Here is a 25,968-nt window from a genome sequence, read left to right as displayed (position 1 = left end):
TACTCAGCCTATGCGACGAAGTGCGGCTCTCCGGCAGACTGACTACCGCGCGACGACCAGAGTGATTGAAGCGTTTCACCAAGCGTGAGCGCATCAAACGGTTTTACAATGACGGAGATTGCGCCCTGCTGCATGTACGCATCCTGCTCATGCTTCTGGGCTTTTGCCGTCATGAAGATAGCTGGCACAGATGCACCGCCATCAAGCTTTCGGATTGCTTCAAGAACCTGCGGCCCATCGAGGTCAGGCAACATCACATCCAGTAAAAGCATATCGGGTTGAAATTCGGTAAAACTATTGATTGCATCTTGACCTTGTCCGCAATGATGCACGTCAAAGCCTGCAATATCCCGAAGTGCGATCAGTGCGATCTCCGAGATGTGTGGATCGTCTTCCAGATACAGAATTTTGCTCAGGGGCTTCATCTTCAGAAATCTCCTTGGTTATGCGGTCCGGCCTCAAGAGGCCTGTGTCAGATATGTCAGGTTGGATTGGGCCTTTACCGGAAGGTCCATGTAGAATGTCGTTCCTTCACCTTCGGCAGTCTCGAAATCGACCTCACCGCCAAAGGCTTCAATGATAGATTTGGTGATGTTGAGGCCGAGCCCGCTGCCGCTCGCGTTCTTCTGCGTCGCCTTGCGGTCCGCCTGGGCGAAGCGTTCAAATATCCGGTCGCGGAAGCCGGCAGGAATACCGGGGCCGTTATCTTTGACAGACACTCTGATTTTACCCGTCTCGATTAACTCGCTTCTTATGACGACCTCACCCTCCATTGGAGAGAATTTCGCGGCGTTAGACATGAGATTGACCAGCGCCTGATTGAAGCGGCTCGCGTCGAGGTTCACCAGCGTTTCGGTCTCCGCGTGCTCGATTTTGAAGCTCACGCCAAACCGATCAGCCAGCGCCTCATGACGCTCGACAATGTCGTCGATCAGCGGCTCGAGCTGAACATCTTCCATCAGATATTCCATCTTGCCCGCAGCGATCTTCTCAAGATCGAGAATATCATTCACGAGCGAGCTTAGACGCCCGCACCCCTGGTGAGCGAGCGTAACAAGACGCTGGCAGCGCTCATCAAGCTGATCTTTGGCAAGCTTCTGGAGGAGGTCCAATGAGCCATAAACAGACGTAAGCGGCGTACGAAGTTCGTGGTTTACTGTGGAGACAAAATCGTTCTTCAGCGTCTCCATTTTCTTACGCTCGGAAATATCCCGGGCGATGCCGAAAAAGAGGAAGCGACCTGCTGCTCGAGAACGGCTAACCGCCACTTCAAGCGGAATTGTTTCTCCTGATTTATGAAGACCAAGGCGCTCCAGAGTTTTGTCGAACAACTTGGAATCGCCCGTTTCCACGGCATCTTCCAGGCTGGAAAGATGGGGTTCCCGATATTCCGGAGGTATGACAGTTGTAAGACTTGCTCCTATCAACTCGTCTTTGTCGTACCCGAATATTTTCGCAAAGGCCGGGTTACAGTCCTCAATGATATTCTCGCTGTTCACGGTCACAACACCGTCAACAATGCTGTTCATCATTGTGCGGATTTTCTTTTCACTTTCCTTGATCTGAAGCTCCGCTTCGACCTTTTCGGTCACATCCTGGAAAATGCCGAAAAGTACGCGCTCGTCTTCATCCGGCCCCTCTTTCAATTCACCACGAGAAATCACATGACGAATTTCTCCGTCGCCGCGAACAATGCGCAACTGAAACTCAAAAGGCTTATTTTCTTCAATGGCTGAATTAACGGCGGCTTCGACTACTGCTCTGTCATCAGGGTGATAAAACTCGATAGCATCTTCCAGTTCAGGCTCCCCCCATTCCGGGTCAATACCGTAGATTCGAAACACACCTTCCGACCAATGAAGTTTATTGGTTCTGAGGTCCACGCTCCAATGCCCCATCTCAGCAACCGATTCCGCCAATTCAAGCTTGTCTGTACGCTCTTCCAAGGCCAATTCGTGACGCTTACGTTCGGTGATATCCTGCTGAATGCCTACGACCTCGACCGGCACCCCAAGAGAGTCTCTGCGAGACACTTTGAACGTATGCTGTACCCAGACGTAATGGCCGTCAGTATGGAGCATACGAAATTCCAACTGCGTGCGATCTGCAAGACCGCGCACATAATTCAGCAACGCTTGGGTAACGCGCTCACGTTGTGACGGATCGACCAGTTCGTACCAGTCAAAGTTCGGGCGGTTCATAGTGGCTGGCGTCAGCCCGACCATACCAGACGCGCGATCGCAGAATTCGAAACGCTCACCCGGTATATTCCATTGCCAGATACCTAGACCACCACCATCGAGCGCGAACTCCAGTGTCTCCTTCTGACGAAGAAGCTCAATCTTTGAACGGCGCTGCTCACTAATGTCGCGTACAGTTGCGCCAAAATAACGTGCTTCACCTTGGTAGAACTCACTGACCGAGATTTCGATAAAGAATTCTTCGCCGCCTTTTTTTACCGCGGTAATCTCACGCCCCTTACCGATCACTGATGCTTCACCGCGATACCGGTAAAATTCCAGATACTGATCGTGCTTCTGCGCATCCTGCGTCGGCATCAGAATTTTGACGTTTCGCCCAATAACCTCGAACCGCCGATAGTCGAAAATCTTCTCTGCGGCCCGATTAAAGGACACGATCTCACCAACTTCATTGATAACAATCATCCCATCGACCGAGTGCGCAACAATGTTCTCTGTTCGCGCCTGATTATCCTGAAGGTCCGTTACGAGTCTTGAGAACGCGCGCGCCAACTTTCCGATTTCACCGGGCGCTTCAACGGGCAGCACGAGTTCCTGATTGAGCTGTCCAATCCCGAAATCTTTTACCTGCGTTGTGATCTTCTGAAGTGGCTCCGTTAGATATCCCGCAAAAAGCGCAACCAGACCAACACCTACCAAAAGCGCCAGGAGCGCCACAAGTGAGCTCTCTGATAGAATATTACTCCATGCCGCTCCCAAAGCTTCCCATCGACTTAGAACAGCAACATCGAAAGACAGTCCCGTCGCGCCGCCAAAGTCGGAAACTGCAAGACGAACACCTGCGAGGCCGTCCGTCTCAATTGTTTCATCCATCAGAGGACCTGCCTCAAAACCTGAGATGACGGAATAGAGACTGGATTGATCTGTGGTAAAATACATCCTGCTTTGTTGCCGCACAGGATCGTACTCGAAGACTTCACCGTTATCGCTGATAACGACAGCGGGATATCCGGGTCGCGCCTCGTCGAATGCATGAGCCATCAGACGCTCAATATTCACGTTCGCTATTACGACACCAAACAACTGATCATTCTCGTCAAAAATTGGCGTAATCACACGCATCATCGGGATGCGACGCGGATCGATCACCCCGTTCTCGCGATTGAGACTAATCTCGCCAAGGCGCACCTCATCTGGGTTTAGCGAGATCGCATCCATTATGTATGGCTCGCCTGCCTTCTCCTGAAGATCTGCTTCATCAACCGACCAACGCACACTGCCAGACTGGTCGACTCTGACGATTTCACGCCCGTTATTCTCAATGCCAACGTATCGCAACTGACTGTAATATGACTGGTTGACCATCATCGCGGTGAAAATTTGCTCCAGGCGCGCACGCCAGAGCGCCGTCGTAGACCCATCCAGCGGATCGACACCGCCATTGCGTTGACTACGGATAATGCCTTCGATCGGTGGCGTTCGTACGACGAAATTGAGTTCTTCAACGATGAACTCAAGCTCACTCTCAACCTGGACAGCGAGTTTCTGCGCTTCCGACCGCAATAATGTCTGCGCGTTCGCAACGGACAGATCATGGGCGCGCAAAGCCCCCTGCCAGATGATCAGCGAACAAGACATCAGCGCAAAGACCGCCGATAAAACAACGATCTTAGATCGTAATGAGAGCTGTTTCAGGTATGTCAAAGCCATAGCTTCCTCATCTTAACGAGACGAGAATGACACGAACTGGTTAACACCGACCTCTGGAAACCTAATAGCGGGTTAAGCAGATCAGAAAGTTCGAGGCTATTTGCGCGGACTTTAAGGAAAGCCTGACCGGAAACAGGATGTTAATTAATAAAGACCAGACATGTAGAAGTAAAAACCTCAACGAGATCGTCAGTTCAATTAACGTTTTTGAGCTAACTTCAGGTCGCACTCAAAAAGGGAGGCTGCCGTATGGATCAGATAACATCAAAACTCGAAACGTTGATCTCGCACTATTGCTCGGACTTTTCAAGGCAGTTGCGAGAGCTTTCCGAAACACTCGATCATGCTCTGGAAGCCGGTAATATTTCCAGCGAGAGCGCCAGCGATGTATTTGGTCTTGTTCACCGCATGGCAGGCGCGGCGCATTGCATGGGCTATAAAGATATCGGCCGCGCGTTTGACGATTTTGCAAGCCGCCTTAAAAAGGCTGACACCATGCCCCAGAATGAGCTGGTGATGTGTTTGACATCCATCCGCTCAGAAGTGCGTAATATGGAAGACTTTTCTTCCAATCTGAACCCTGCCCGTTCCAAGCTTCTCCAGCGCCTGAACCTGAGCAGCTTCGATGAAGCCTGCGATGTTGGCGTGACTAACTCGGCCGAAGTTTCAGAATCTCTCCAACGCATTCTGGCGAAAGAGCGCATTCTGATCGCAGAGGATGACCCGCACGTCCGCGAAATGGTCGAAACATGCATTAAGAGCATGGGCTGCGAAAACGTGATTGTCGCCAACTCAGGCTCTGAAGTTCTGTCCTTACTGCATGCCTTTCAGCCATCGCTGATCATCACCGACTGGCATATGGAACCACTGGACGGCCATGAACTTCTCCAACTGATCCGCGGGGGCAAAGTTTCGGTCGATGAAAACACACCTGTGATCTTCTTCACGTCCGAGAAAGAAAAAGCCCAACAGCGTTTCCTGTCTCGCAGCGGCGCAAACAAAGTGCTCACCAAACCTGTTCTACCAAACGCCATCTGGACGGCCGTCGCACAAACCGTCGAGAAAAAGTACCACATTCGCAAGAAACTCAATGCTGTAGCCTAAGCGGACCAGACGCGCCTAGGCACCTCAAACAAAGCTGACTCAACATGACCAGAGATATTGATCGCTTCATTCCAATCGTCGCGCGCTATTGCGAGTCGATCCGGGATCAGTTCGAGAGCCTGAACACGCTGGCCGCCTATGGTAACTTCAGCACAGCATCTCCGGATATCGTCGCGACCAATCTTAGCGCGGAGCTTCACCGGATGGCGGGTGCCGCGCACTGTATGGGTTTTCGCAAATTTGGTACGTCGATTGCCAAAATCGACAAGAAGCTTCGCAAGGCGCTGACAAAGAATGATTTCGCTATCTCTCAGGCGCTCACTGAAGCGTCCGATATGCTGAAAGTGCTCGCTCCGACGCTGGATGAGATCACACCTGACAATTCGCGCGTCCTTCAGATCATGTCAGAACATGCTGATAGTCCAGCGGACAGCACAAATACCGACGAGCGCTTATCCGGGCTGAAAGTTATTCTCGCAGATGATGACAAGCACGTGCAGGCGGTAATGCGTGCAACGCTTGAAAACCTGGGCATTACACAGATTGAAACCACGGACTCTGGTCTGGCGCTTCTCAATCGTGCCAGCACTATCCAGCCTGACATCATCATCACAGACTGGGAAATGCAGCCGGTGTCCGGTCTCGAGCTTCTTCAATGTGTTCGCAACGGCGCCAGCCCGCTGCGCAAGGATACACCGATGATCTTCTTCACCAACGAACAAGACCATCAAGCCATGCAATCTGCTCTTCTGAACGGCGCCGACCGTTTTCTGAAGAAGCCCGTTTCACCGGAGATTCTTCGAAAGAGCATTCTCCACATTCTGGACGCGGTTGAGCCCGTCTGATTTTGCCCAAACCCGCTTTAAACGCTGAAAATCACATCCATGGTTGGAAATTTCGGCTAAACAGCGTATGAGGGCCGCTCGGAGCCTGTGTTTCGCACTGATTGCGTCAGGTTTTTCCGCTCTTCGAAAGATTATATATGTCCGCAGAAATGCAGATTGCAGCGCCTCTTGCCGCGGCTTTGCAGAAAAAAGGCTTTGATACCCTCACACCGGTTCAGGAAGCAGTTCTCTCTCCAGAGATTGGAGAACGCGACCTGCTGGTATCAGCTCAAACAGGCTCCGGCAAAACGGTAGCATTCGGTCTCGCACTCGCTAGCTCTCTTCTTGATGACGCTGACGTTCTGGGCGTGTCCGATGCGCCACTGGCACTCATCATCGCGCCGACACGCGAACTGGCGCTTCAGGTCCGCAAAGAACTTGAATGGCTTTACGAGCCGGCAGGTGGCCAGATTGCATCATGTATTGGCGGCATGGATATGCGCGACGAGCGCCGGGCGCTGTCTCGTAACCCGCATATTGTGGTTGGCACGCCTGGTCGCCTCGTCGATCACATTTCCCGTGGTTCTCTGGTCATGGACAGCCTGCGCGCGGTCGTCCTCGATGAAGCTGACGAAATGCTCAATATGGGCTTCCGTGAAGAGCTGGAAGAAATTCTGGAATCTGCGCCGGAAGAACGCCGCACGCTTCTGTTCTCCGCAACAGTTTCCAAGCCGATTGCACGCCTCGCTGAGAATTATCAGAACGACGCGATGCGTCTGAACACGATCTCCGCGCGTGAGCAGCATATCGACATCGACTATAGCGCTGTCGTCGTTGCCCCTGAAGACGTCGAGAAGGCTGTCATCAACCTACTCCTCTATCATGACGCCCCAAATGCGCTCGTCTTCTGTTCGCGGCGCGATGGTGTGAACAAGCTGACTGCACGCCTGAACAATCGTGGCTTCCCGGTTGTCGCGCTCTCGGGTGAGTTCAGCCAGAAAGAACGCAGCAACGCGCTTATGGCGATGCGTGATGGACGTGCGAAGGTCTGCGTAGCAACAGACGTCGCCGCCCGCGGCATCGACTTGCCTGGCCTCGATCTCGTCATTCACGCTGACCTTCCAAGCAATAAAGAAACGCTGCTTCACCGGTCAGGCCGGACAGGACGCGCTGGACGTAAGGGCGCTTCAGTCCTCATCGTTCCAACACGCGCACGCCGCCGCGCCGAGCGCGTCATGCGCGACGCCGATATCAAAGGCAATTGGACGCTACCGCCGACAACGGACGATATCCGCAAAAATCTGGACGCGCGCGTGCTCTCGCACCCGGCTCTGGAAGAAGGCATTGCCGACGCTGAGCGCGAACTTGTGGACGCACTTAACGCTCGCTTCGAGCCGCATCAGCTTGCTGCTGCACTGGTTCGACTCGCGCGTGCAGGTCAGGCCTTGCCTGAAGATATCGACACACCTGACGATCCTTCAAAATGGCTGCAGGACAGCCGCGACCGCAATGGTCGCACAGCAGACCGCCGTGAAGAACGCCGTCCACGCGAACGCTCTGACTTTGAGAATGGCGAATGGGTCTCTCTGGGTGTCGGACGACGCCAAAGCGCAGATCCGAAATGGCTTGTCCCTATGCTGTGCAAAAATGGCGGCTTCTCACGCGATCAGATTGGTTCGATCCGGATCAGCCCGAACGAAACCCATGTTGAACTCCGCCCGGACGCTGCAGCTCAACTGATGGATCGCGCCGGCGCAGAGCAAATCATCGACAAGAGCCTGTACGTCCAGCGTGTTTCAGGTCCTGAAGACATGACTGCACGCCAGGACGACAACGGTCCGTCTAATCGCCGCGGGAACCGCCGGGACGATGGCCCACGCGAACGCCCTGCGCGTAGAGAACGTACTGAACGTGGTGATCGCGCCGGTCGAAGCGATCGTGGCGAGCGTCGTGAACGCCCAAGTCAAAACAATTTTGACGAAAAACCATCTCGCAAAGGCCCTAAAAAGCCACGCGGGCCGAATGGTGAGAAAAAGCGCAGCCCAAAGAAGCAGTATCGCGACTAGTTCTATACACCACTAGATCTGGCGAAATGGACAGGTCACACTTCAAGTGACCGTGAAGTATTTCGCCGGATATACTCAGTTTTCTGAAGAACTGCGATTCGATCATACGAATTATTCGGAAAACACACATCCAGTTTTCAGTGATCGAATATTGAGCCTTGTTGCACACGAATTGGGTAAACGCAGCAAGACCGAAACTATTTTCTGAGAATTTTGGAACCCTTACTCGCCTCAGACTATGTTGACTTGAGTTCAACGGAAACTGTGAGGCGAAGCCAATCCTAGCCGTCAGCAAAATAAAGCACGACGCTCTCAAGCGCGGGCACACCAAGGCCGGTTACGAGGCCAGGTTTGCTGCCCCACCGATTGGTTTTTTTCTTCTTCCCACTGCGACGCCTGTCAGCCCGCTTAACGCGGGCCCGATCACGCGTGCCTCAACTTCTGCACGGGAGCTTATCGCCAGCTGAGAAAGCGTGTTTCCCAACTTCCCCCATTCCATGAAAGGACTGACTACATTGCTGAACTTCGACCTGAGAGACTTCCTCCGCACTGACACGACCAAATCCCGCACTCAAAAGCTGGAATCGGTTGCCGTCTTCGGAGCCGGGGCATGGGGAACAGCGCTGGCCATCGCATTCGCGCGCGCGGGACTGAAAGTGACGTTATGGGGAAGAAACGAGCCACAAATGCTGGCTATGGCGAAAACCCGAAAGAACCGGAAATATATCGGCGATATCACTCTGCCGCAAAATATCATTCCGACCCACTCCGTAGATACAGCCCTCGCAGACGCTGACGCGGTATTCCTCGTGGTGCCTTCAAAAGCTCTGCCGTTAGTATCGTTATCTATCTGCGACCGCATTGCTGAAGGTACGCCTGTCGTATCCTGCACGAAGGGCCTCGATCCGGAGCGTAACCAGCTTCTGACTAAGACCATTACAGACAACATTCCTCACGCAGAGCCGATGTTCCTTTCTGGTCCGAGCTTCGCCGCAGAAGTTGCCGCCGGTCAGCCGACACAAGTCGTGCTCGCTGGTGATATGGCCACCGCAGAGCTTATGTCATCGCGCCTTAGCACGCCGGCCTTCCAGGTCGAGCCAGTCGAGGACCTTGTGGGTGCGCAGATTGGTGGCCTGATGAAAAACATCATCGCCATCGCATGCGGTCTTGCCGATGGACTTGGACACGGCTCAAACACACGCGCCGCGATCATGGCACGAGGCCTTCAGGAAGCAGCCTCTCTTGCCGAAGCCATGGGCGGCTCGGCAACGACCCTGCTTGGCGTGGCCGGTGCCGGTGACCTTGCCCTCACCTGTACAGACCCTCAATCGCGTAATTACAGCTTTGGTCGCTCACTTGCTGATCCGGCGTTCAGCACGCAAAGCAAAACCTTTGAAGGTGTGAGCAGCGTTCTCAATGCTTGCAAGCTGATAGCAGGCTTCGAACTGGACGCTCCGATTAGCGCAACAGTCTGCCAGATCGTGAATGGCGAGATTGCACCCGACCAGCTCATACCATCCCTATTCAAGTCCAACGCTCCTGAGCGTGTGGACGAACTCATGGCATCATAAGGAGGCCTGAATTTATGCCTGATCTCACTCAAAAACACGTCGTACTGGCAACAGATCTCGACGGTACGTTTTTGGGAGGAACGCCCCAGCAAAAAGACGACCTGTATAATTATATTGAACAAAACAGGGAGTGGCTGGGTCTTGTCTTCGTCACAGGACGCGATCTCGATTTCATAGACGAGATTACACAGAAGGACGTCCCACGACCGGACGCCGTCATCGGTGACGTAGGCACCACAGTCGTGAGCGGTATCGACTTCTCACCAATCGACGCGGTTGAATCATGGATCGATGAACGCTGGAAAGGCGCCGATCATGCGTCCCGCATTCTCGGCGATGCGCCCCACCTCAAATTGCAGGAAGGGTTTGGCGGCCGTCGCGTGTCCTATTTCTACGAAGATGAAGCCGCAGCTAAAGTTTCGGCCGAAGCGCTCGAAGCCGAAGGCTATGACGTGCTCATGTCAGATGGCATCTATTTCGACATTCTGCCGCGCGGCGTTCAGAAGGGCCCAACGCTCAAGCAATTCATCGCAGCGCACGACCTGCCTGCACAGAAAATCCTTGTCGCGGGTGACACGCTGAACGACCGCTCTCTGTTCGAGACCGGCATGGACGGCGTCGTCGTCGCCAACGCAGAAGAAGCGCTGCTCGCGTCGATCAGCGGCCTGCCAAACGTACATTTTTCCGAATTTGACGGCGCCGGCGGCGTATTCGACGGCCTCAAACGCAAACTCGAATTTCTGGCTGAACTGGAGCTGCCAAATGTCTGATAAGATCAAGAAGTCTGATCTGGTAATCCTCTATCACCGCCAGCCGTATGAAGAGGAAGTCAAAAACGGCAAAACCGTTTTCAAAGAAAATAAGAGCCCGAACGGCATCGTTCCGACGCTCAAAAGCTTCTGCGGAAATGCTGAGAAAGGCTCCTGGGTTGCGTGGAAACAGGTCAACGCCCGTGAGCAGGCGAAATTCAATCGCTCGGTTCAGATCAACGACGAACATGGCGACTATGAAGTCATCCGAATTGCTCTGACCGCGGAACAGGTAAAATCCTTCTACCATGTGACGTCAAAGGTCGCTTTCTGGCCTATACTTCATACCTTCCCATGGCTCTTCTCTACCGAGGAAGCCGATTGGGATATCTTCAAAGAAGTGAACCGCCTATTTGCGGAAGCCGCATGTGAGCAAGTCAGTGATGACGGCCTGATCTGGATCCATGACTATAATCTCTGGATGGCGCCGCACTTCATTCGCAAGATCAAACCGAATGTGCGTATCGCCTTCTTCCACCATACGCCGTTTCCTGCCGCTGATGTGTTCAACATCCTTCCATGGCGCGAAGAGATCGTGGACAGCCTGCTGCAGACCGATCTGCTCGGTTTCCACATTCCGCGCTACTCAGAAAACTTCTGCGGCGTCGCGCGCGCACTCCGCGGTGTAGAACTGGGCGAAAAAGAACCGGTCGAGCCGCCACTGGTCTCTTCTGGCATGGCGTTGTCTGAGCCTTCTGTCACGAAGAGCATTAAGCATAACGGCCGGACGATTATGGTGGATGCATGGCCGATCGGAACCAACCCGACGCTCATCAAAGAATACCTGTCGCGTTATGATGCAGGCGAACGGGTCGCGCAGATCAAAAATGAAATTGGCGATCAGCATTTCATCATCTCTGTCGGGCGCGTCGACTATACAAAGGGTGCCAAACAGCTGCTCGAGGCCTTTCAGCGCCTTCTCGCCCGCCGTCCTGAATTACGCGGTAAGGTAAAACTCATGTTGGTGTGCGCAGCAGCCGCCAAGAACATGACGATTTATCAGAAAGCGCAAAAAGAGATTGAGCGCCTCGTTGGCGCGATCAACGGGGAGTATGGCACGCTCGGATGGACGCCGATTATGCTATCCATGCGGCCAATTCCGTTTGCTGAACTGGTTCCGTATTTCCGGGTTGCAGACACATGCTGGATTACACCAATCCGCGATGGACTGAACCTCGTCGCGAAGGAATACATCGCAGCAAAACAAGGTGGTCCCGGTGCCCTCGTTCTATCCGAATTCGCGGGCGTTGCGGTGGAGATGCCGGATGCGATTCTCACAAATCCATACTCTGCACAGAGCATGGACGAGGCAATTGATCGCGCAGTGGATATGTCCAAGGAAGAGCGTCTCGAGCGAAGCAAATCGCTGCTAAACACGGTAGAGAAATGGGACATCAATTTCTGGTCCGACCACGTCCTCAAACTCTTTAACCAGCTCAAGAAGACTAAACTTCGCGCGCTCAAAGGAGGTAAGGCGGACGAGGCAGCCTGATCTGCCTCTTCGCAAAGCATTATGGCTACGCTCACACTGTTAGACTGGAGTGTGATCGCGGGGTATTTCGCGATCGTGATCGTAATTGGCTGGGTCGTCAGCCGTAATATGAAAAGCGGAGAGGATCTGTTTCTTGCAGGTCGCTCTCTGGGTTTCGCGACGATCGGGTTCTCGCTCTTCGCATCAAATATCTCCAGTACGACACTGATCGGCGTGAGCGGCCAGGCTTATGCGTCCGGTATTTCAGTTGCCAGTTACGAGCTTATGGCGGGCATCCTGCTCGCCATTATGGCCTTTACGACCATTCCCGTTTTCCTGCGCATCCGGATCACCACTATCCCGGAATTCTTTGGGCGACGCTTTGGCCCCACGGCCCAGAGATACTTCTCGGGCGTCACACTTTTCCTGACCGTTTTTGTAGATATGGCCGCCAGCGTTTATGCGGGCGTTGTGGTTCTGCAGGCGTTCTTCCCTGCCATTCCGTTCGTGCCTATGTGTATCGCGCTGGCTGCCTTTGCTGGCTTGTATACTGCGGCGGGCGGGCTTCGTGCGGTCGTCTACACCGACGTGCTGCAAGCCATTGTTCTGTTGATCGGCGCCGCAGGCATCACATACGCCGTTTTCAGCCAGTTCGGATTTGACTGGAATACGGCCCAGGCCTCTCTGCCAGATGGCCATTTATCAATTGTTCGCCCTGCTGATGACGCCGCCCTGCCATGGCCGGGTCTCATCCTTGGTGTGCCCATTCTTGGCTGGTTCTACTGGTCATCCAACCAATATGTCATGCAGCGCGTACTCGGCGCGAAAGACATGGAGCAGGCGCGCCGCGGCGCGAGTTTTGCCGGTCTTCTAAAAATCCTGCCGGTGTTTGTAATGGCCATCCCTGGCGCCCTCGCCTTCTCGCTCATTCCGGGCCTTGAGAATAGTGACCTCGTCTTTCCGACACTGATCGCAGACTTCCTTCCAGCGGGCATGACCGGCCTTGTTCTGGCTGGCTTGATCGCGGCCATTATGTCTACCGTCGACTCGACCTTGAACTCGGCCTCTACGCTGATGCTGTATGACTTTCTGAAGGTCTCCGAAAAGAACTGGAGCGAGAAGAAAATCCTCAATGCAGGCCGTATGACCACCGCCGGCCTCATCACCATTGCAGCACTCTGGCCATTGGTGATCCGGGAATTTCCGGGCGTTTTCGGATATATCCAGCAGGTGTTCGGCTATGCTGTTCCACCGGTAGTCGCTGTGATGACACTCGCCTTGTTCTGGAAGGGCGTCACCGGTCGCGCCGCCATTGCAACATTGATCATTGGACATCTGATCGGCGCGGCCACATTCGCCTACCGGGCATGGTGCGTCAGCACTGGCACACCGGATGTCCTGCCGCACTTCCTGATGCTCTCAGGCTATACAACCATCTTCCTAGTCATCCTGTGTGCAGGGATCAGTTTCGCAGACAAGAAATCCATGCTTCCAACCACCGACAATGTCTGGAAACTGTCAGATCTCAATCCTATGAGAGACCGCAAACTGCTATTCGACTATCGCTTGCATGCGCCACTCGTTCTGATTGCCTGTCTTTTCGTGATCTGGCTGTTCCGCTAACCGCCTCAATGGAAGTCGCGGCTATAGAATAGCTTCTTCGCCTGTTCCCGCGGATGGCGCGCACCCGTACCATAAGCAGCATGACGCGCCTTCTGTAGCTCGTATGTGACCTCTTCAGGCAGAGGCCGCCCTGTGACCTGCTTCTTATCCTTTGGCTGGACGGGCACAGGCTTCTTCACTTCATCTGCGTTCGAATAAGTCGGATCAATCTGATCATCGGCGCGCGCAGAATAGCCAAGCGTATCCAGCATCCATGAGAGATCTTCTATCACCGCCGACATGACATGCGTGACGATGCCTTCGCGCTGCAAACGCCCTCTGATACGCAGAAGGCGCCCCGCCATAACCTCCTTGCGATACTGCTCGAATGTCTTCGGCCAGACCACAGCATTTGCCGTGCCCGTCTCGTCCTCAAGGGTCACAAAGATCACCCCACTTGCCGTGCCGGGGCGCTGACGGGTAATCACAAGCCCGCATACCGTCACATAGGCGCCATCCTGCGTGTCACGCAGCTGGGATGTAGGCAGGAATCGCCCGATATCAGGCCGCAAAAGCTTTACCGGATGCTCTCTCAGTGTGAGGCGCATGGCGACATAGTCTTCAAATACCTCTTCGCGCGTATCCATGACAGGCAGAATAACGGGGCCATCTTCCAGTCCTTCACCGGTATCGCGGAAAAGAGGGAGCGGCTTGTCTCCACCGAGCCCCTGAACTTCCCACAGCGCGTCACGCCTCGTCAGACCATATTCGGCAAAGGCATCAGCGCCCGCCAGTTTAGACAGCGCCGGACGCGAAAGCCCTGCCCGTCGCCAGATGGCTTCAATGCTGCGATAGCCATTGCCACGAGCAGAGGCTAGCCAGAGGCCATCCTCCTCGGAAAAACCTTTGATCTGCCGAAAGCCGAGCCGTACCGCCAGAGAACCATCCCCGACAGGCTCCAGCACATTCTCCCAATAGCTGTGCTCAGCGCAGACCGGCAGCACTTTCACCCCATGGCTACGCGCATCGCGGATAATCTGCGCAGGCGCATAGAACCCCATGGGCTGGCTGTTCAAAAGCGCACAGCAGAAGACCTCCGGATGGTGGCATTTGATCCAGCTGGACGCATATACCAGCAAGGCAAACGAGGCGGCATGGCTCTCTGGAAAGCCATATCCGGAAAATCCCTCAAGCTGGTTGAAGCAATTCTGCGCGAATTCCAGATCATAGCCGCGATCCAGACAGCCCTTCATGAAGCGCTCGCGGAAATTTTCGACAGACCCCGGTCCGCGAAAACTGCCCAGCGCACGCCTCAGGGCATCTGCCTCCGAGGCGGTAAATCCGGCAGCAATCTGAGCAATCTGCATAGCCTGTTCCTGAAACAAAGGCACACCCAGCGTCTTACCCAATGCAGGCTTCAAATCATCCGAAGGATAGACCACCGCCTCCTCACCTCGCCTGCGCTTTATGTAAGGGTGCACCATATTGCCCTGAATGGGCCCCGGCCGAATGATCGCGACCTCAATCACCAGATCATAAAAGCAGCGCGGCCTCATACGCGGCAAAAAATTCATCTGCGCACGGCTTTCCACCTGAAACACACCGATCGTATCTGCCTCACACAGCATATCGTAGATGGCCGGGTCTTCCTTGGGTAAAGTCGCCAGCGTGTAATCCTCACGCTTCCACAGCTTCAGAAGGTCAAACGCCTTTCGAATACAGGTCAGCATGCCCAGCGCCAGCACATCCACCTTCAACATGCCCAGAACGTCGATATCGTCCTTATCCCATTCGATCACCGTCCGGTCCTGCATGGCGGCGTTCTCAATCGGGCAGAACTCGTCGAGCCGGCCGCGCGTAATCACAAAGCCCCCAACATGCTGTGAGAGGTGTCTTGGAAAGCCAATAATCTCCGAAGTCAGTTCCAGCGTCATACGAAGCCGCTGATCGGTGATGTCGAGCCCTGCGGCTTTGGCACGCTCATTACTGATCCCGCTCTCTGACCAGCCCCAGACTTGCGAAGACAGCGCACTCACCACATCCACCGACAAGCCCATCGCCTTACCCACCTCACGTATGGCAGCGCGACTGCGAAAGTGGATCACTGTCGAGCAAAGCGCCGCGCGGTGACGGCCATACTTCTCGAACAGGTGCTGAATAACCTCTTCACGGCGCTCATGCTCAAAATCCACGTCGATATCCGGCGGCTCGTTTCGCGCCTCGGAGATGAACCGCTCAAATACCATCGTGATCATATCCGGCGAGGCTTCCGTAACGCCCAGCGCATAACAGACAACCGAGTTCGCTGCACTGCCACGCCCCTGACAGAGAATACCGCGACTGCGCGCAAACTCGACGACATCATGCACGGTGAGAAAATATCGGGCATAATCGAGGTCACCGATCAGCTTCAGCTCTTTCTCGACAAGCCCGCGCACATGAAGCGGCACACCATCGGGATAGCGGCGCTTCAGCCCGGCCTCGGTCAGCATACGCAAGCGCTTATCCGGCGCGACACCGTCCGTGACTTCATCCGGATACTCATACTTCAACTCATCGAGAGAGAACCGGCATCTGTCTGCAATACGCTCTGCATTCGCCAGCGCCTGTGGCCAGTCATGATATAGCCGCCGCATCTCGAATTCTGATTTCAATCTGCGTTCGGCATTGCGCTGCGCCAGTTGCCCCAGCTTGTCGATCGTCGTCTTTTCGCGAATACAGGACAGGACATCCGCAAGCCGCACACGCGCGGCCTTATGCATGAGCACATTTCCGAGCGACACTAGCGGCAGCTCTGCACGTCTGGCAAAACGCGCGGCCTCTCTGAAGCGGGCATCGTCTTCGCCGTTATAGCGCGGCACCAGCCCGATAAAGACATGGTCAGGAAAAGCCTTCGCCAACGTCTTCCCTATGCGAGAAGCCTGCTTTTGGTCTGGCACAATCAGAACCGAGCCTTCGCCATACTCCAACACATCAGAAAGATGCAGCTCGCAGCTTCCCTTTTCGCTGCGGCGTTTGCCTGTCGTCAGCAGCCTGCAGAGGCGACCATAGGCCTCGCGATTTTCAGGATATGCGAGGATTTCCGCACCGTCAGACAGCACTAGCCGTACGCCCACGATATAGCGCACACCGATTTCCTTCGCCGCCGCATGCCCGCGCACAATACCTGCAAAGCTATTCCGGTCTGTCACGGCGATAGCCGACAGGCCGAGCTCGCGCGCACGTATCACCAGTTCTTCAGGGTGTGATGCTCCTGTCAGAAAAGTGAAATTGCTGATGGCATAGAGTTCTGCATAGCTCATGCGAAACACCCTGCCAGATACCATGAAGCAGGCTGTGCCCCCGGATAGGTCAGCAGCCAGAAGCGAGGCCCCTCTTCTGTCTGCACACGCCAGTAATCGCGCGTCCGCAAATCGCGGTCCTGCCACCATTCCGGCGTATAGCGTTCCGGCCCGCTCGCCGCTTCCACATGATAAGTGTCACGCTTCCAGACAAAACTTTGCGGAGGCCTGCCGGGCTTTTCCACCTCCAGCGGTTCTGCTTCCTGAAACAGAAGCACCGGGCGCTCATCGCGATCTGATATCCACCCTGCACCTGCCGCACCGCGCGTCGCCTCCGTCACAGAAAACCGCCGTGGCGGCAAATGCGCATTACGCGGCAGAAACCGCTCGATCCGGTCAAAGCCAAGCCGGTTTCCGAGCGTCGAGATCAGCTGCGCCGTTGCATCTGTTTCCGCGTCAGCATGTTCCAGCACCATCTGGCGGTTACGCACCGGCTCAACCTGTTCGGCAGACAGGCGAAACCAGTCCGCACCGAACTGGATTTTCAGCTTTCCGAGCGGATGTGTGAACTGGCTCACAATACTGGCTGGCGTATCACACGGCTTGGCAAAGCCGACATCCAGCACATGGTCTCCGGTATCGACGCAGCGCACGATCAGCGAGAACTGACGCGCGCCCATCACTTTGTCCCTCAAGCGTGCGCAGACCTGTTCGGCAAGACGCTTGAGTACTTCCTGAAGGTCACTCACCAGCCCGATAGGCTCTGGCAGGCTCATACGTGCCGCATAGCTCGGTTCAAGAGCGCTCTGCTCCACCGGATCGGGCCGGTAGCCTGTCAGCGCAGAGAGGGCATTCACAACTTCGATGCCATAGCGCCGCGCAAGATCGGCAGGCCTGATCGCATAGAGATCGCCCACTGTTTTAAAGCCTGTACGCTTCAGCTCCTGACGTCTCGCTTCCGGACAATCGAGCGCCTCTATCGGCATGGACGCGATGACAGCCTTTACCTGACCTTGAGGTGCAATCTGCAACGTTCCGTCACCAAAACGCGCAAGCGCCCAGGCTGCCGCCCGCGTATCTGCAATCCCGATACGGGAGGTGAGCTGCATATCCGTCAGAGCTTCGGCAATATGCTCCGCCATAGCCCGCTCGCCATCGAAAAGATGCGAGACACCGGCAATGTCCAAAAGCAGCGCCTCGGGCGGCTGCAGCGCTACAGATGGAGAGAACTGATCTGCCCAGCGACGCAGCGCATATAGAAACGCCTGTTCACGCGGTGGATCAGCAGGCTCGCTCAGAAGCACAGGGCAGATCGCCCGCGCATCCGGAAGGCTTTGCCCTTCGGTCACACCAGCCTGCACAGCGAGCGCGTTAGCGTGCGTGACACGCCATGCACTCTTCTGCTCGGCAATAATCGCGAATGGACCCTCTGTGCGCGCATCCCCCTTACGGACAAGCCGCTCAAGCGGCAGATGCGGAAGCCAGAGACACAAGACCCGGCGCATTTTCGCCTCTCACCCGATTAGTATATCGAACGCGCCAGCTTCCACGCTGACCGTCCTTGCTTTTTGTTATGTCCCACCTGGCCGGATAATCCCGGTTATTCTGTGCGTCACACTGCCAGCGCATATGCGCTGCCGAGGTCTGTGCCCGGCCCGCAAGCATTGCGAGCCCCAGTGCGCCGCCTTCTTCTGCAGCAATCTGCAGACGCCGGCTCTCACGCAGATCAGGCCCGTCACCAAGCTCCATCACGACACACCCTGCCCCGCGATGGCGTAGCGCCTGCTCACCCGCCCAGAGTACATCTGCGCGGTTCAGCCCCCGCACCATTATCAGCCGTGAGGGATCAAAGAATGCGGCCAGACCGTCAGGGTTCAGTGTCGCACGCTGGCCTTTATAGCCCACCCAGATCACCGGTCCCTCGACCAGCCCTACCAGACAGGCCACAAAGCCAAGCGAACCATTGCCACACACTTCATGCAGCTTGCCTCTGGCTACAAAGACGCCATCTTCCAGCCTGACGCTGGCATGACGACCGGGCTCGAAAACCATTCCCCGATCTGCATATTTAAGGTCCGTATTACTCATTATGTTCTTGTTATGTTCTTTTCTTGCGTAACGAGTCAAGCTAGGGTTTCTGCCCTTTTCGCTTTTCCACACAAACATGTGAGACGCCCCTCAAAGCCCCGAAAACACGGGCCGCGCAAAAGAATTGCGCCTATGCCTTCAAAGCATGTCGCTCTGAGGCAAATAAATTCGACATGAAGCCCAAGTTTTTGGTTTATTTGTCGCTTACATGGGGATAGCACCCTATCTAACCTTTCTTGGGGAGAGGTCCGGATGACCGCCATACGGCCACCGGATTTAAGAAACAAAGGAGAACCCGAATGAGTGTCATTACCACTCACAAGGACGGAGAAGTCCTGGTAATCGTTTCCAACAACCCACCAGTGAACGCGCTCGGACAAGCTGTCCGTGCTGGCCTGCAAGCTGGTATCGAAGAAGCACTGGCTGATGACTCCGTGAAGGCAGTCGTGATCCGCTGCGACGGCCGCACATTCTTTGCTGGCGCAGACATCACTGAATTCGGCAAGCCACCGGTTCCTCCTTCCCTGCCAGACGTGATCAACGCAATCGAAGCCAGCACGAAGCCTGTTGTTGCAGCCATCCACGGCACAGCTCTTGGCGGCGGTCTCGAAGTCGCTCTTGGCTGTCACTACCGCGTTGCAGCCAAATCTGCGAAGCTCGGTCTGCCTGAAGTAAATCTCGGCATTCTGCCAGGCGCAGGCGGCACACAACGCCTTCCACGCGTTATCGGCGTTGCAGAAGCGCTGAACATGATCGTTACTGGTAAGCCGATCAAAGCGTCCCGCGGCGCTGAGAACGGCCTTGTCGACAAGCTGGTTGATGATGCTGACCTCGAAGCAGAAGCAATTGCATTTGCTAAGTCTGTTGCCGGCTCGGCTGACCTGCCACGCACAAGCGAACGCACAGACAAGCTGAAAGAAGCAGCGGCTGATCCGTCCGTCTTCTCTAACTTCCTTGAGAAGAATGGTCGCAAGATCCGCGGTTACGAAGCTCCGATCGCATGTATCGAAGCTGTCAAAGCAGCTGTGAACCTGCCAATCGAAGAAGGCCTTCAGAAAGAGCGTGAGCTCTTCATGAAGCTGGTTTCCGGCACACAATCTGCTGCTCTGCGTCACGCATTCTTCGCTGAGCGCGCAGCATCCAAAATCGACGATATCCCTAAGGATACACCGCTGATCGACATCAAGAAGGTCGGTATTCTCGGCGCTGGCACCATGGGTGGCGGCATCGCGATGAACTTCCTCTCTGCTGGTATTCCGGTCACCATCCTTGAGCGCGAAGAAGCAGCTCTGGAACGCGGCGTCGGCATCATCCGCAAGAACTATGAGAACTCTGCAAAGCGCGGTCGCATGACTGAAGAGCAGGTCGAGAAAGCTATGTCGCTTCTCACACCTACGCTCAAAATGGACGACCTTGGTGATTGTGACCTCGTGATCGAAGCTGTCTTCGAGCTGATGTCCATCAAGAAAGACGTCTTCGGCAACCTCGATAAGGTTGTGAAGAAAGGTGCAATCCTCGCATCTAACACGTCTTACCTGAACGTCGACGAGATCGCAGCGTGCACATCACGTCCGGAAGATGTTGTGGGTCTCCACTTCTTCTCTCCTGCGAACATCATGAAACTTCTCGAGATCGTTCGCGGCGAGAAAACATCCGACACGGTTCTGGCGACCTCTATGGCTCTGGCCAAGAAGATCGGCAAAGTCGCTGTTGTTGCGGGTGTATGCCACGGCTTCATCGGCAACCGCATGCTGGCCAAGCGTCAGCAACAGGGCCAGCAAATGCTGCTCGAAGGTGCTAAGCCTTGGGATTGTGACCGCGTTCTCACTGAATTCGGCATGCCTATGGGGCCATTCCAGATGGCTGACCTTGCCGGTCTTGACATTGGCTGGGATCCGGAAAAGACCTCTTCTTCCACAGTTCGCGAAGTGCTTTGCGAACGTGGCCGTCGCGGTCAGAAAACCGGCAAAGGCTTCTACGACTATGACGAAGCTCGCCGTGGCACACCGTCTGCAGAAACCGAAGAGATCATCAATTCCTTCATCAAAAAGTCCGGCAACACACCACGCCAGATCGACGATCAGGAAATCCTCGAGCGTCTGCTCTACCCGATGGTCAATGAAGGCGCGAAAATCCTCGAAGAAGGCATGGCTCAACGTGCGTCAGACATCGATGTTGTCTGGATGAACGGTTATGGCTGGCCTCCTTACACAGGCGGCCCGATGTTCTGGGCGGACACTGTCGGCCTCGACGTAATTCTGGCTGGCCTTGAGAAGCATGCTGACAAGTTCGGCGACGAAGTCACCATCTCTCAGCTTCTCCGCGACAAGGTCGCTAAAGGCGAGAAATTCAACTGAGCTGACGGTCAGTTTCAAACATCCAGAGAAGGCCCGCCATTGCGCGGGCCTTTTTCTTTGCCCCCTGCCTTTACGTCACGGATTGATCAGGCGCGAAATTTCCCCAACACTTTCCGCGCACGTAAAGACAAACACCATACGGGGAAGAAACGATGCCTGAAGCTTATATTATTGATGCCTGCCGGACACCTCGCGGCGTGGGCAAGGTCGGAAAAGGCGCGCTTGCCGAATTCCATCCTCAACATCTGGGCGCGACGGTTCTCAAAGCCCTTGCCGAGCGCAACAATCTGAAGACGGAAGAAGTCGATGACATTATCTGGGGCACATCTTCCCAGCGCGGCAAGCAAGGCGCGGACCTTGGCCGTATGTCTGCTCTACTCGCGGGATATGACCTCAAAGCCTCCGGCGTGACCCTCGACCGTTTCTGCGGCTCCGGCATCTCTACCGTGAACATGGCTGCCGCCTCTATTATGTCTGGCATGGAAGACCTCGTCATTGCAGGCGGCACGGAAATGATGAGCTACACCGCCTCCAGCGCAGAGCCAGGCAAACTTCCGCTTCTGGACGCTGACAACCCTGCCCTTCGCGCCCTGCGCCCACAGTCCAATCAGGGCGTCTGTGCAGACGCGATTGCAACCATGGAAGGTATCACCCGCGAAGACACTGAAGCCCTCGCTGTAGAGAGCCAGAAACGCGCTGCACGCGCCATCGAAGAAGGCCGTTTCGAAAAATCGCTCGTACCCGTCTATCACGAGGATGGCAGTGTCGCGCTCGACAAGGAAGAATTCCCACGCCCTAGCACGACCATGGAAAGCCTTGCTGGCCTCAAGCCTGCCTTCACCATGCTCGCGGACATTCCCGTCGATGAAGACGGCAACACATATCGCTCGCTGATCAACAAGGTGTATCCGGACCTCGACATTCAGCACATCCACCATGCGGGCAACTCATCCGGCGTTGTTGATGGCTCAGGCGCGGTTCTGCTCGCCTCTCCGTCTTACGCCGAAAAGCAAGGCTGGAAGCCACGCGCAAAAATCGTCGCGATGGCGAATATGGGCGACTGCCCGACCCTCATGCTGAACGCACCGGTTGCCGCGGCTAAAAAAGTGCTCGGCAAAGCGGGTCTCACCAAAGACGATATCGATGTCTGGGAGATCAACGAGGCGTTTGCCGTCGTCGCTGAGAAGTTCATCCGTGATCTAGAACTGGACCGCGAGAAAGTGAACATCAATGGCGGCGCGATGGCACTCGGTCACCCGATTGGTGCAACAGGCTCAATGCTCATCGGCACAGCTCTGGACGAGCTGGAACGCTCTGGCGGCCGCTATGGTCTCGTTACCATGTGCGCCGCTGGCGGCATGGCACCAGCCATCGTAATCGAGCGTATGTAATCAGGCATATCAGCAAAGCCTGCGGCTTTGCATCTGTTCAGCACGGCGTTTGGGTGAAAGCTCAGACGCCGTGTTTTTATCTGAATGCTCAAATCCATTCAGCGGCAGACCTGCCGTCGGGCCTTGCCCGCCTGCCGGAGCCGCTGTGCGGCGTGAGGCAAATGACGAAAAGCTTTCGTGGAAACGATAGAGGCTCAGGAAAACAGCCCTGAGCGCGATCCATCGCGAAGGGACAACCAATTTTGAGCTCAAAACCATACAGCGGCAGACCTGCCGTCGGGCTTTGCCCGCCCGGCCGGAGCCGCTGTGCGGCGTGAGGCAAATCAGACAAAAGTTTTCCTAAAATCGATTCACTGGATCGATTTTGAATTTTTGATTTCAAAAATTCAGGAAAACTGGTGCGGGCAGCCGGACTTGAACCGGCACGACCAAACGGTCAACGGATTTTAAGTCCGGCGCGTCTACCAATTCCGCCATGCCCGCAACAGGCGACCTTATTATCGGACTCGGAAGAGAATGTGCAGCCCCTTTTCTGAAAAAGGCGCTGCACACTGAATAATTTTTACTCGACGCGTTCGAAAATCGCAGCGAGGCCCTGACCACCACCAATACACATGGTTTCGAGGCCGTATTTCGCTTCGCGGCGATCCATTTCACGCAGGAGCGTCGTGAGAATACGAACGCCTGTCGCGCCAACCGGGTGACCGAGCGAGATACCCGAACCGTTTACGTTGATGCGGTCGAAGTCGTCGCCTTCGAGGCCCAGCGCTGTCGTGCAGCCAAGAACCTGAGCCGCGAACGCTTCGTTGAGCTCGATCAGATCCATGTCAGCAAGCGTAAGACCAGCACGCTCAAGCGCGCCGAGGCTGGACTTAACAGGGCCAATACCCATGACAGCCGGACCAACACCCGCAAGGCCCCATGACTTCATGCGAGCCATTGGTTTAACGCCGTGTTTTTCAGCCATTTCGCGCGTCATGATGAGACACGCAGCTGCGCCATCATTCTGCCCAGAGGCGTTACCAGCAGTAACGGTAGACTCCGGATCAATCTTGGAGCGGATCGCACGGAGCTTCGTCAGAGACTCAAGGTTTGAGTCGTGGCGGATGTGCTCATCCTTATCGACAACGATGTCGCCCTTACGGTTCGGCACGGTGATCGGCACAATCTCTTCCGCGAACTTGCCTTCAGCTTCAGCCGCAGCCGCACGCTTGTGCGAACGAACTGCGAGCTCGTCCTGCGCTTCACGGGACACATTGTATTCCTTGCGAAGGTTCTCGGCAGTTTCGATCATACCGCCTTCGACAGGATAGTTGTCACCGCCAGCTGTGATACGGCCACGTGTCAGACCGTCATGCATCATCACGCCTGGCGCGCCCGCGCCCCAGCGCATATCCACGCTGTAGAAAGGCGCGCGAGACATGGACTCAGCACCGCCCGCGATCACACAATCCATACCGCCGGAAGCAACCTGCATCACACCATTGATCACAGCCTGAAGGCCAGAACCGCAGCGACGGTCGATCTGATAGCCACACGCTGTGACTGGCAGACCAGCATTCAGAGATACCACGCGACCGAAAGCTGGTGCGTCCATTGTCGGATAGCAGTTGGCGAAGAGCACATCTTCAACCAGCTCGCTCGGAAGCTTTGTTGTTTCCATGATCTGCTTCACGACCGCAGTCGCAAGCTTTTCAGGAGCTACATTCTTGAACCCGCCAGCAAACGCGCCAACCGGCGTGCGAAGCGGCTCACAAATTACAACGTCTCTCATCTCATCGTCCTCGATTTATTTGTTCAGGGTCCGGCCGCGTTCTGTGACGGCTTTGCGCGCTTCCTCTACGCTTTCTGCTGACACGCTTTCCGCGTGTTCAGCGGACCGGCGAATTTCCTCCTTCAGCGCGTCTCCGAACGGCATTGCGAAGCCGTCATCAATGAGCGCCTTGTATTTTTTCAGCAGCACAGGCTGCGTCTTCGTCATGTCTTCAGCCATTTGTAGGGCTGCAGGCACCAGTTCATCCGGCTGATAAACGCGGTTCACAAGGCCCCAGCGCTCTGCTGTCTCAGCATCAAGGAAGTTACCTGTGAAAGAGAGTTCTTTGGCGCGGGACGTACCAATCAGACGGCAGAGCTTCTGGGAAAGCCCCCAGCCTGGAACGATGCCGACATGCGCGTGCGTGTCAGCGAAACGTGCGTTGGTAGACGCAAGCAGCACGTCACACATCAGCGCCAGCTCGAAACCGCCCGTGATGGCATAGCCGTTGATTGCGCCAATGATCGGCCACGGATAGTTGCCGAGTGATTTCGCCATATCAATGTTGCCGCCGTCAGCACCCAGCGCAAAACCGGTCTGACCGGCTTCTTTCAGGTCGACGCCCGCGGTGAACGCCTTATCGCCAGAACCGGTAAGAACAACAGCGCGAATGCTCTCGTCTTCAGCCAGCGTATCGAATGTTTCGCAGATCGCTTCACGCAGCGCGCGGCTGAGTGCGTTACGAGCTTCAGGACGGTTCAGCGTAACAAGCGCAACTGCGCCTTTCTTCTCAACAAGAATGACGTTTTCAGACATGCAGTCTCCCCTCGACAGAATTTATATTGTGCTTTGCAGCGTCAATGAGCGTAGCGCCGCGTCAGGTCAAGTGTAGCGACCTATTCTAATCGCCCGCAACCGGCTCAAAGCCGGCATCTGTGATCATTTTCGCTACGGCTTGCATTGCAGCATCCAGCGCGTTCTCGTCAGCAGACCGGACGACAATATTCACGCCGCTATCCTTCGGGCCGCCATACCATGGGTAAGATCCGATAGATGTATCCGGATGGTCCTCTGCGACTTTGCTCAGATAGGCCGCGACATCGCCCTCACGCATGCCTTTAGCGCGCAGATTGGCTGATTTGATCACCTCGCCGCCCTCAAGACGCGGCCCGACATCTTCGAGCATGGCGCGCGCGATAGACGGCACGCCGGCCATGACGAACACATTGCCAAGCTGGAAGCCCGGAGCACCGGACACAGGATTTTTGATGAGAGACGCACTGTCAGGAATACGCGCCATACGCATGCGCGCCTCAGTCAGTTCAACGCCTGTCTGCTCATACCGCTCGCGAATGATCGCCAATGCGTCATCACGCACGTCAATCGGGTCACCGAACGCCCCGGCAACGCAGTCAGCAGTGATGTCGTCATGAGTTGGGCCAATGCCGCCCGTTGTGAACACATAGTCGTATGCCTCACGCAACGCGTTCACAGCGGCAACGATCGCGCTCTCATCATCTGACACAATCCGCGCTTCAGCGACCTGAATGCCAATCGGGGCGAGGAAACCGGCAATGTTCTGAAGGTTGATGTCGCGCGTCCGACCGGACAGCAATTCATCACCAATGAGCAGAACAGCCGCAGTCTTTCGTTGAGTCATGATGGTTTCGTCCCATATGTGTAGTGACACGTATTAAGTTTGGCGGATAACGACGCACAATCAGAGATACTGTGATATAA

The 25,968-nt window shown here is 55.3% G+C and carries 17 protein-coding genes and 1 tRNA gene; 9 read left to right on the top strand and 9 right to left on the bottom strand.

What is annotated here, in order from left to right:
* Positions 1–8: 8 nt before the first annotated feature.
* Together P1U45_RS12135 and P1U45_RS12130 are read right to left on the bottom strand one after the other, a co-directional pair.
* The gene (locus tag P1U45_RS12135; RefSeq protein WP_301059317.1) at positions 9–425 is read right to left on the bottom strand and encodes a response regulator; all 417 of its coding nucleotides are present in this window, start codon (positions 423–425) and stop codon (positions 9–11) included.
* A 33-nt stretch (positions 426–458) separates the two neighbouring features.
* Positions 459–3,911, bottom strand: coding sequence for a PAS domain S-box protein (locus P1U45_RS12130; RefSeq protein ID WP_301059316.1), 3,453 nt, complete (start codon positions 3,909–3,911; stop codon positions 459–461).
* Between the two features lie 249 nt (positions 3,912–4,160).
* Between P1U45_RS12130 and P1U45_RS12125 the strand changes: the two genes are divergently transcribed.
* From P1U45_RS12125 to P1U45_RS12095, 7 genes are all read left to right on the top strand, one after another.
* Positions 4,161–5,015 (top strand): response regulator, encoded by an 855-nt coding sequence (locus tag P1U45_RS12125; protein WP_301059315.1) that lies wholly within the window; start codon positions 4,161–4,163, stop codon positions 5,013–5,015.
* 44 nt (positions 5,016–5,059) lie between these two features.
* The gene (locus P1U45_RS12120) at positions 5,060–5,860 is read left to right on the top strand and encodes a response regulator (RefSeq protein WP_301059314.1); all 801 of its coding nucleotides are present in this window, start codon (positions 5,060–5,062) and stop codon (positions 5,858–5,860) included.
* Between the two features lie 137 nt (positions 5,861–5,997).
* Complete coding sequence (locus P1U45_RS12115) at positions 5,998–7,905, top strand: DEAD/DEAH box helicase (protein WP_301059313.1); 1,908 nt, start codon at positions 5,998–6,000, stop codon at positions 7,903–7,905.
* Between the two features lie 515 nt (positions 7,906–8,420).
* Positions 8,421–9,476, top strand: coding sequence for an NAD(P)H-dependent glycerol-3-phosphate dehydrogenase (locus P1U45_RS12110; protein ID WP_301059312.1), 1,056 nt, complete (start codon positions 8,421–8,423; stop codon positions 9,474–9,476).
* A gap of 14 nt (positions 9,477–9,490) precedes the next feature.
* The gene (locus P1U45_RS12105) at positions 9,491–10,246 is read left to right on the top strand and encodes an HAD-IIB family hydrolase (RefSeq protein ID WP_301059311.1); all 756 of its coding nucleotides are present in this window, start codon (positions 9,491–9,493) and stop codon (positions 10,244–10,246) included.
* Positions 10,239–11,777: a glucosylglycerol-phosphate synthase gene (gene ggpS / locus P1U45_RS12100; protein WP_301059310.1), complete on the top strand. Its 1,539-nt coding sequence runs from the start codon at positions 10,239–10,241 to the stop codon at positions 11,775–11,777. Before P1U45_RS12105 ends, ggpS begins: the two co-directional genes overlap by 8 nt.
* A gap of 21 nt (positions 11,778–11,798) precedes the next feature.
* On the top strand, positions 11,799–13,379 hold the full coding sequence (locus P1U45_RS12095) for a sodium:solute symporter (RefSeq protein WP_301059309.1): 1,581 nt from the start codon (positions 11,799–11,801) through the stop codon (positions 13,377–13,379).
* 5 nt (positions 13,380–13,384) lie between these two features.
* Here the strand turns inward: P1U45_RS12095 and P1U45_RS12090 are convergent, their stop codons facing one another.
* Genes P1U45_RS12090 through P1U45_RS12080 form a run of 3 tightly spaced genes read right to left on the bottom strand, consistent with a single transcriptional unit; the run spans position 13,385 to position 18,727 of the window.
* Positions 13,385–16,660 carry an error-prone DNA polymerase gene (locus tag P1U45_RS12090; protein WP_301059308.1) on the bottom strand — a complete coding sequence of 1,092 codons (3,276 nt, stop codon included), beginning with the start codon at positions 16,658–16,660 and terminating at the stop codon, positions 13,385–13,387.
* On the bottom strand, positions 16,657–18,144 hold the full coding sequence (locus P1U45_RS12085) for a DNA polymerase Y family protein (RefSeq protein ID WP_301059307.1): 1,488 nt from the start codon (positions 18,142–18,144) through the stop codon (positions 16,657–16,659). The genes P1U45_RS12090 and P1U45_RS12085 overlap by 4 nt, the downstream gene beginning before the upstream one ends.
* Positions 18,101–18,727, bottom strand: a complete 627-nt coding sequence (locus tag P1U45_RS12080) for a hypothetical protein (protein ID WP_301059306.1) — start codon at positions 18,725–18,727, stop codon at positions 18,101–18,103. The genes P1U45_RS12085 and P1U45_RS12080 overlap by 44 nt, the downstream gene beginning before the upstream one ends.
* Positions 18,728–19,026: 299 nt before the next feature.
* Between P1U45_RS12080 and P1U45_RS12075 the strand changes: the two genes are divergently transcribed.
* Both P1U45_RS12075 and P1U45_RS12070 read left to right on the top strand, forming a co-directional pair.
* Entirely contained in the window at positions 19,027–21,084 is a 2,058-nt protein-coding gene (locus tag P1U45_RS12075) for a 3-hydroxyacyl-CoA dehydrogenase NAD-binding domain-containing protein (RefSeq protein ID WP_301059305.1), read from the top strand.
* A 152-nt stretch (positions 21,085–21,236) separates the two neighbouring features.
* Positions 21,237–22,475 carry an acetyl-CoA C-acetyltransferase gene (locus P1U45_RS12070; RefSeq protein ID WP_301059304.1) on the top strand — a complete coding sequence of 413 codons (1,239 nt, stop codon included), beginning with the start codon at positions 21,237–21,239 and terminating at the stop codon, positions 22,473–22,475.
* A 396-nt stretch (positions 22,476–22,871) separates the two neighbouring features.
* On the opposite strand, the gene P1U45_RS12065 is transcribed toward P1U45_RS12070, so the two are convergent.
* The 4 genes from P1U45_RS12065 to P1U45_RS12050 form a co-directional block, all read right to left on the bottom strand.
* Positions 22,872–22,958 (bottom strand) — tRNA-Leu (locus P1U45_RS12065).
* A 79-nt stretch (positions 22,959–23,037) separates the two neighbouring features.
* Positions 23,038–24,249 carry an acetyl-CoA C-acetyltransferase gene (locus tag P1U45_RS12060; RefSeq protein ID WP_301059303.1) on the bottom strand — a complete coding sequence of 404 codons (1,212 nt, stop codon included), beginning with the start codon at positions 24,247–24,249 and terminating at the stop codon, positions 23,038–23,040.
* 15 nt (positions 24,250–24,264) lie between these two features.
* Positions 24,265–25,044, bottom strand: coding sequence for an enoyl-CoA hydratase (locus P1U45_RS12055; RefSeq protein ID WP_301059302.1), 780 nt, complete (start codon positions 25,042–25,044; stop codon positions 24,265–24,267).
* A gap of 85 nt (positions 25,045–25,129) precedes the next feature.
* Positions 25,130–25,888: a molybdopterin-binding protein gene (locus P1U45_RS12050; protein WP_301059301.1), complete on the bottom strand. Its 759-nt coding sequence runs from the start codon at positions 25,886–25,888 to the stop codon at positions 25,130–25,132.
* Positions 25,889–25,968: the final 80 nt, after the last annotated feature.

It is taken from the genome of Ponticaulis sp., from assembly GCF_029210165.1.
GTDB lineage: Bacteria > Pseudomonadota > Alphaproteobacteria > Caulobacterales > Hyphomonadaceae > Ponticaulis.
Note: the sequence above shows the minus strand (reverse complement) of the source record. Positions and strands in the feature narration are given on the sequence as shown.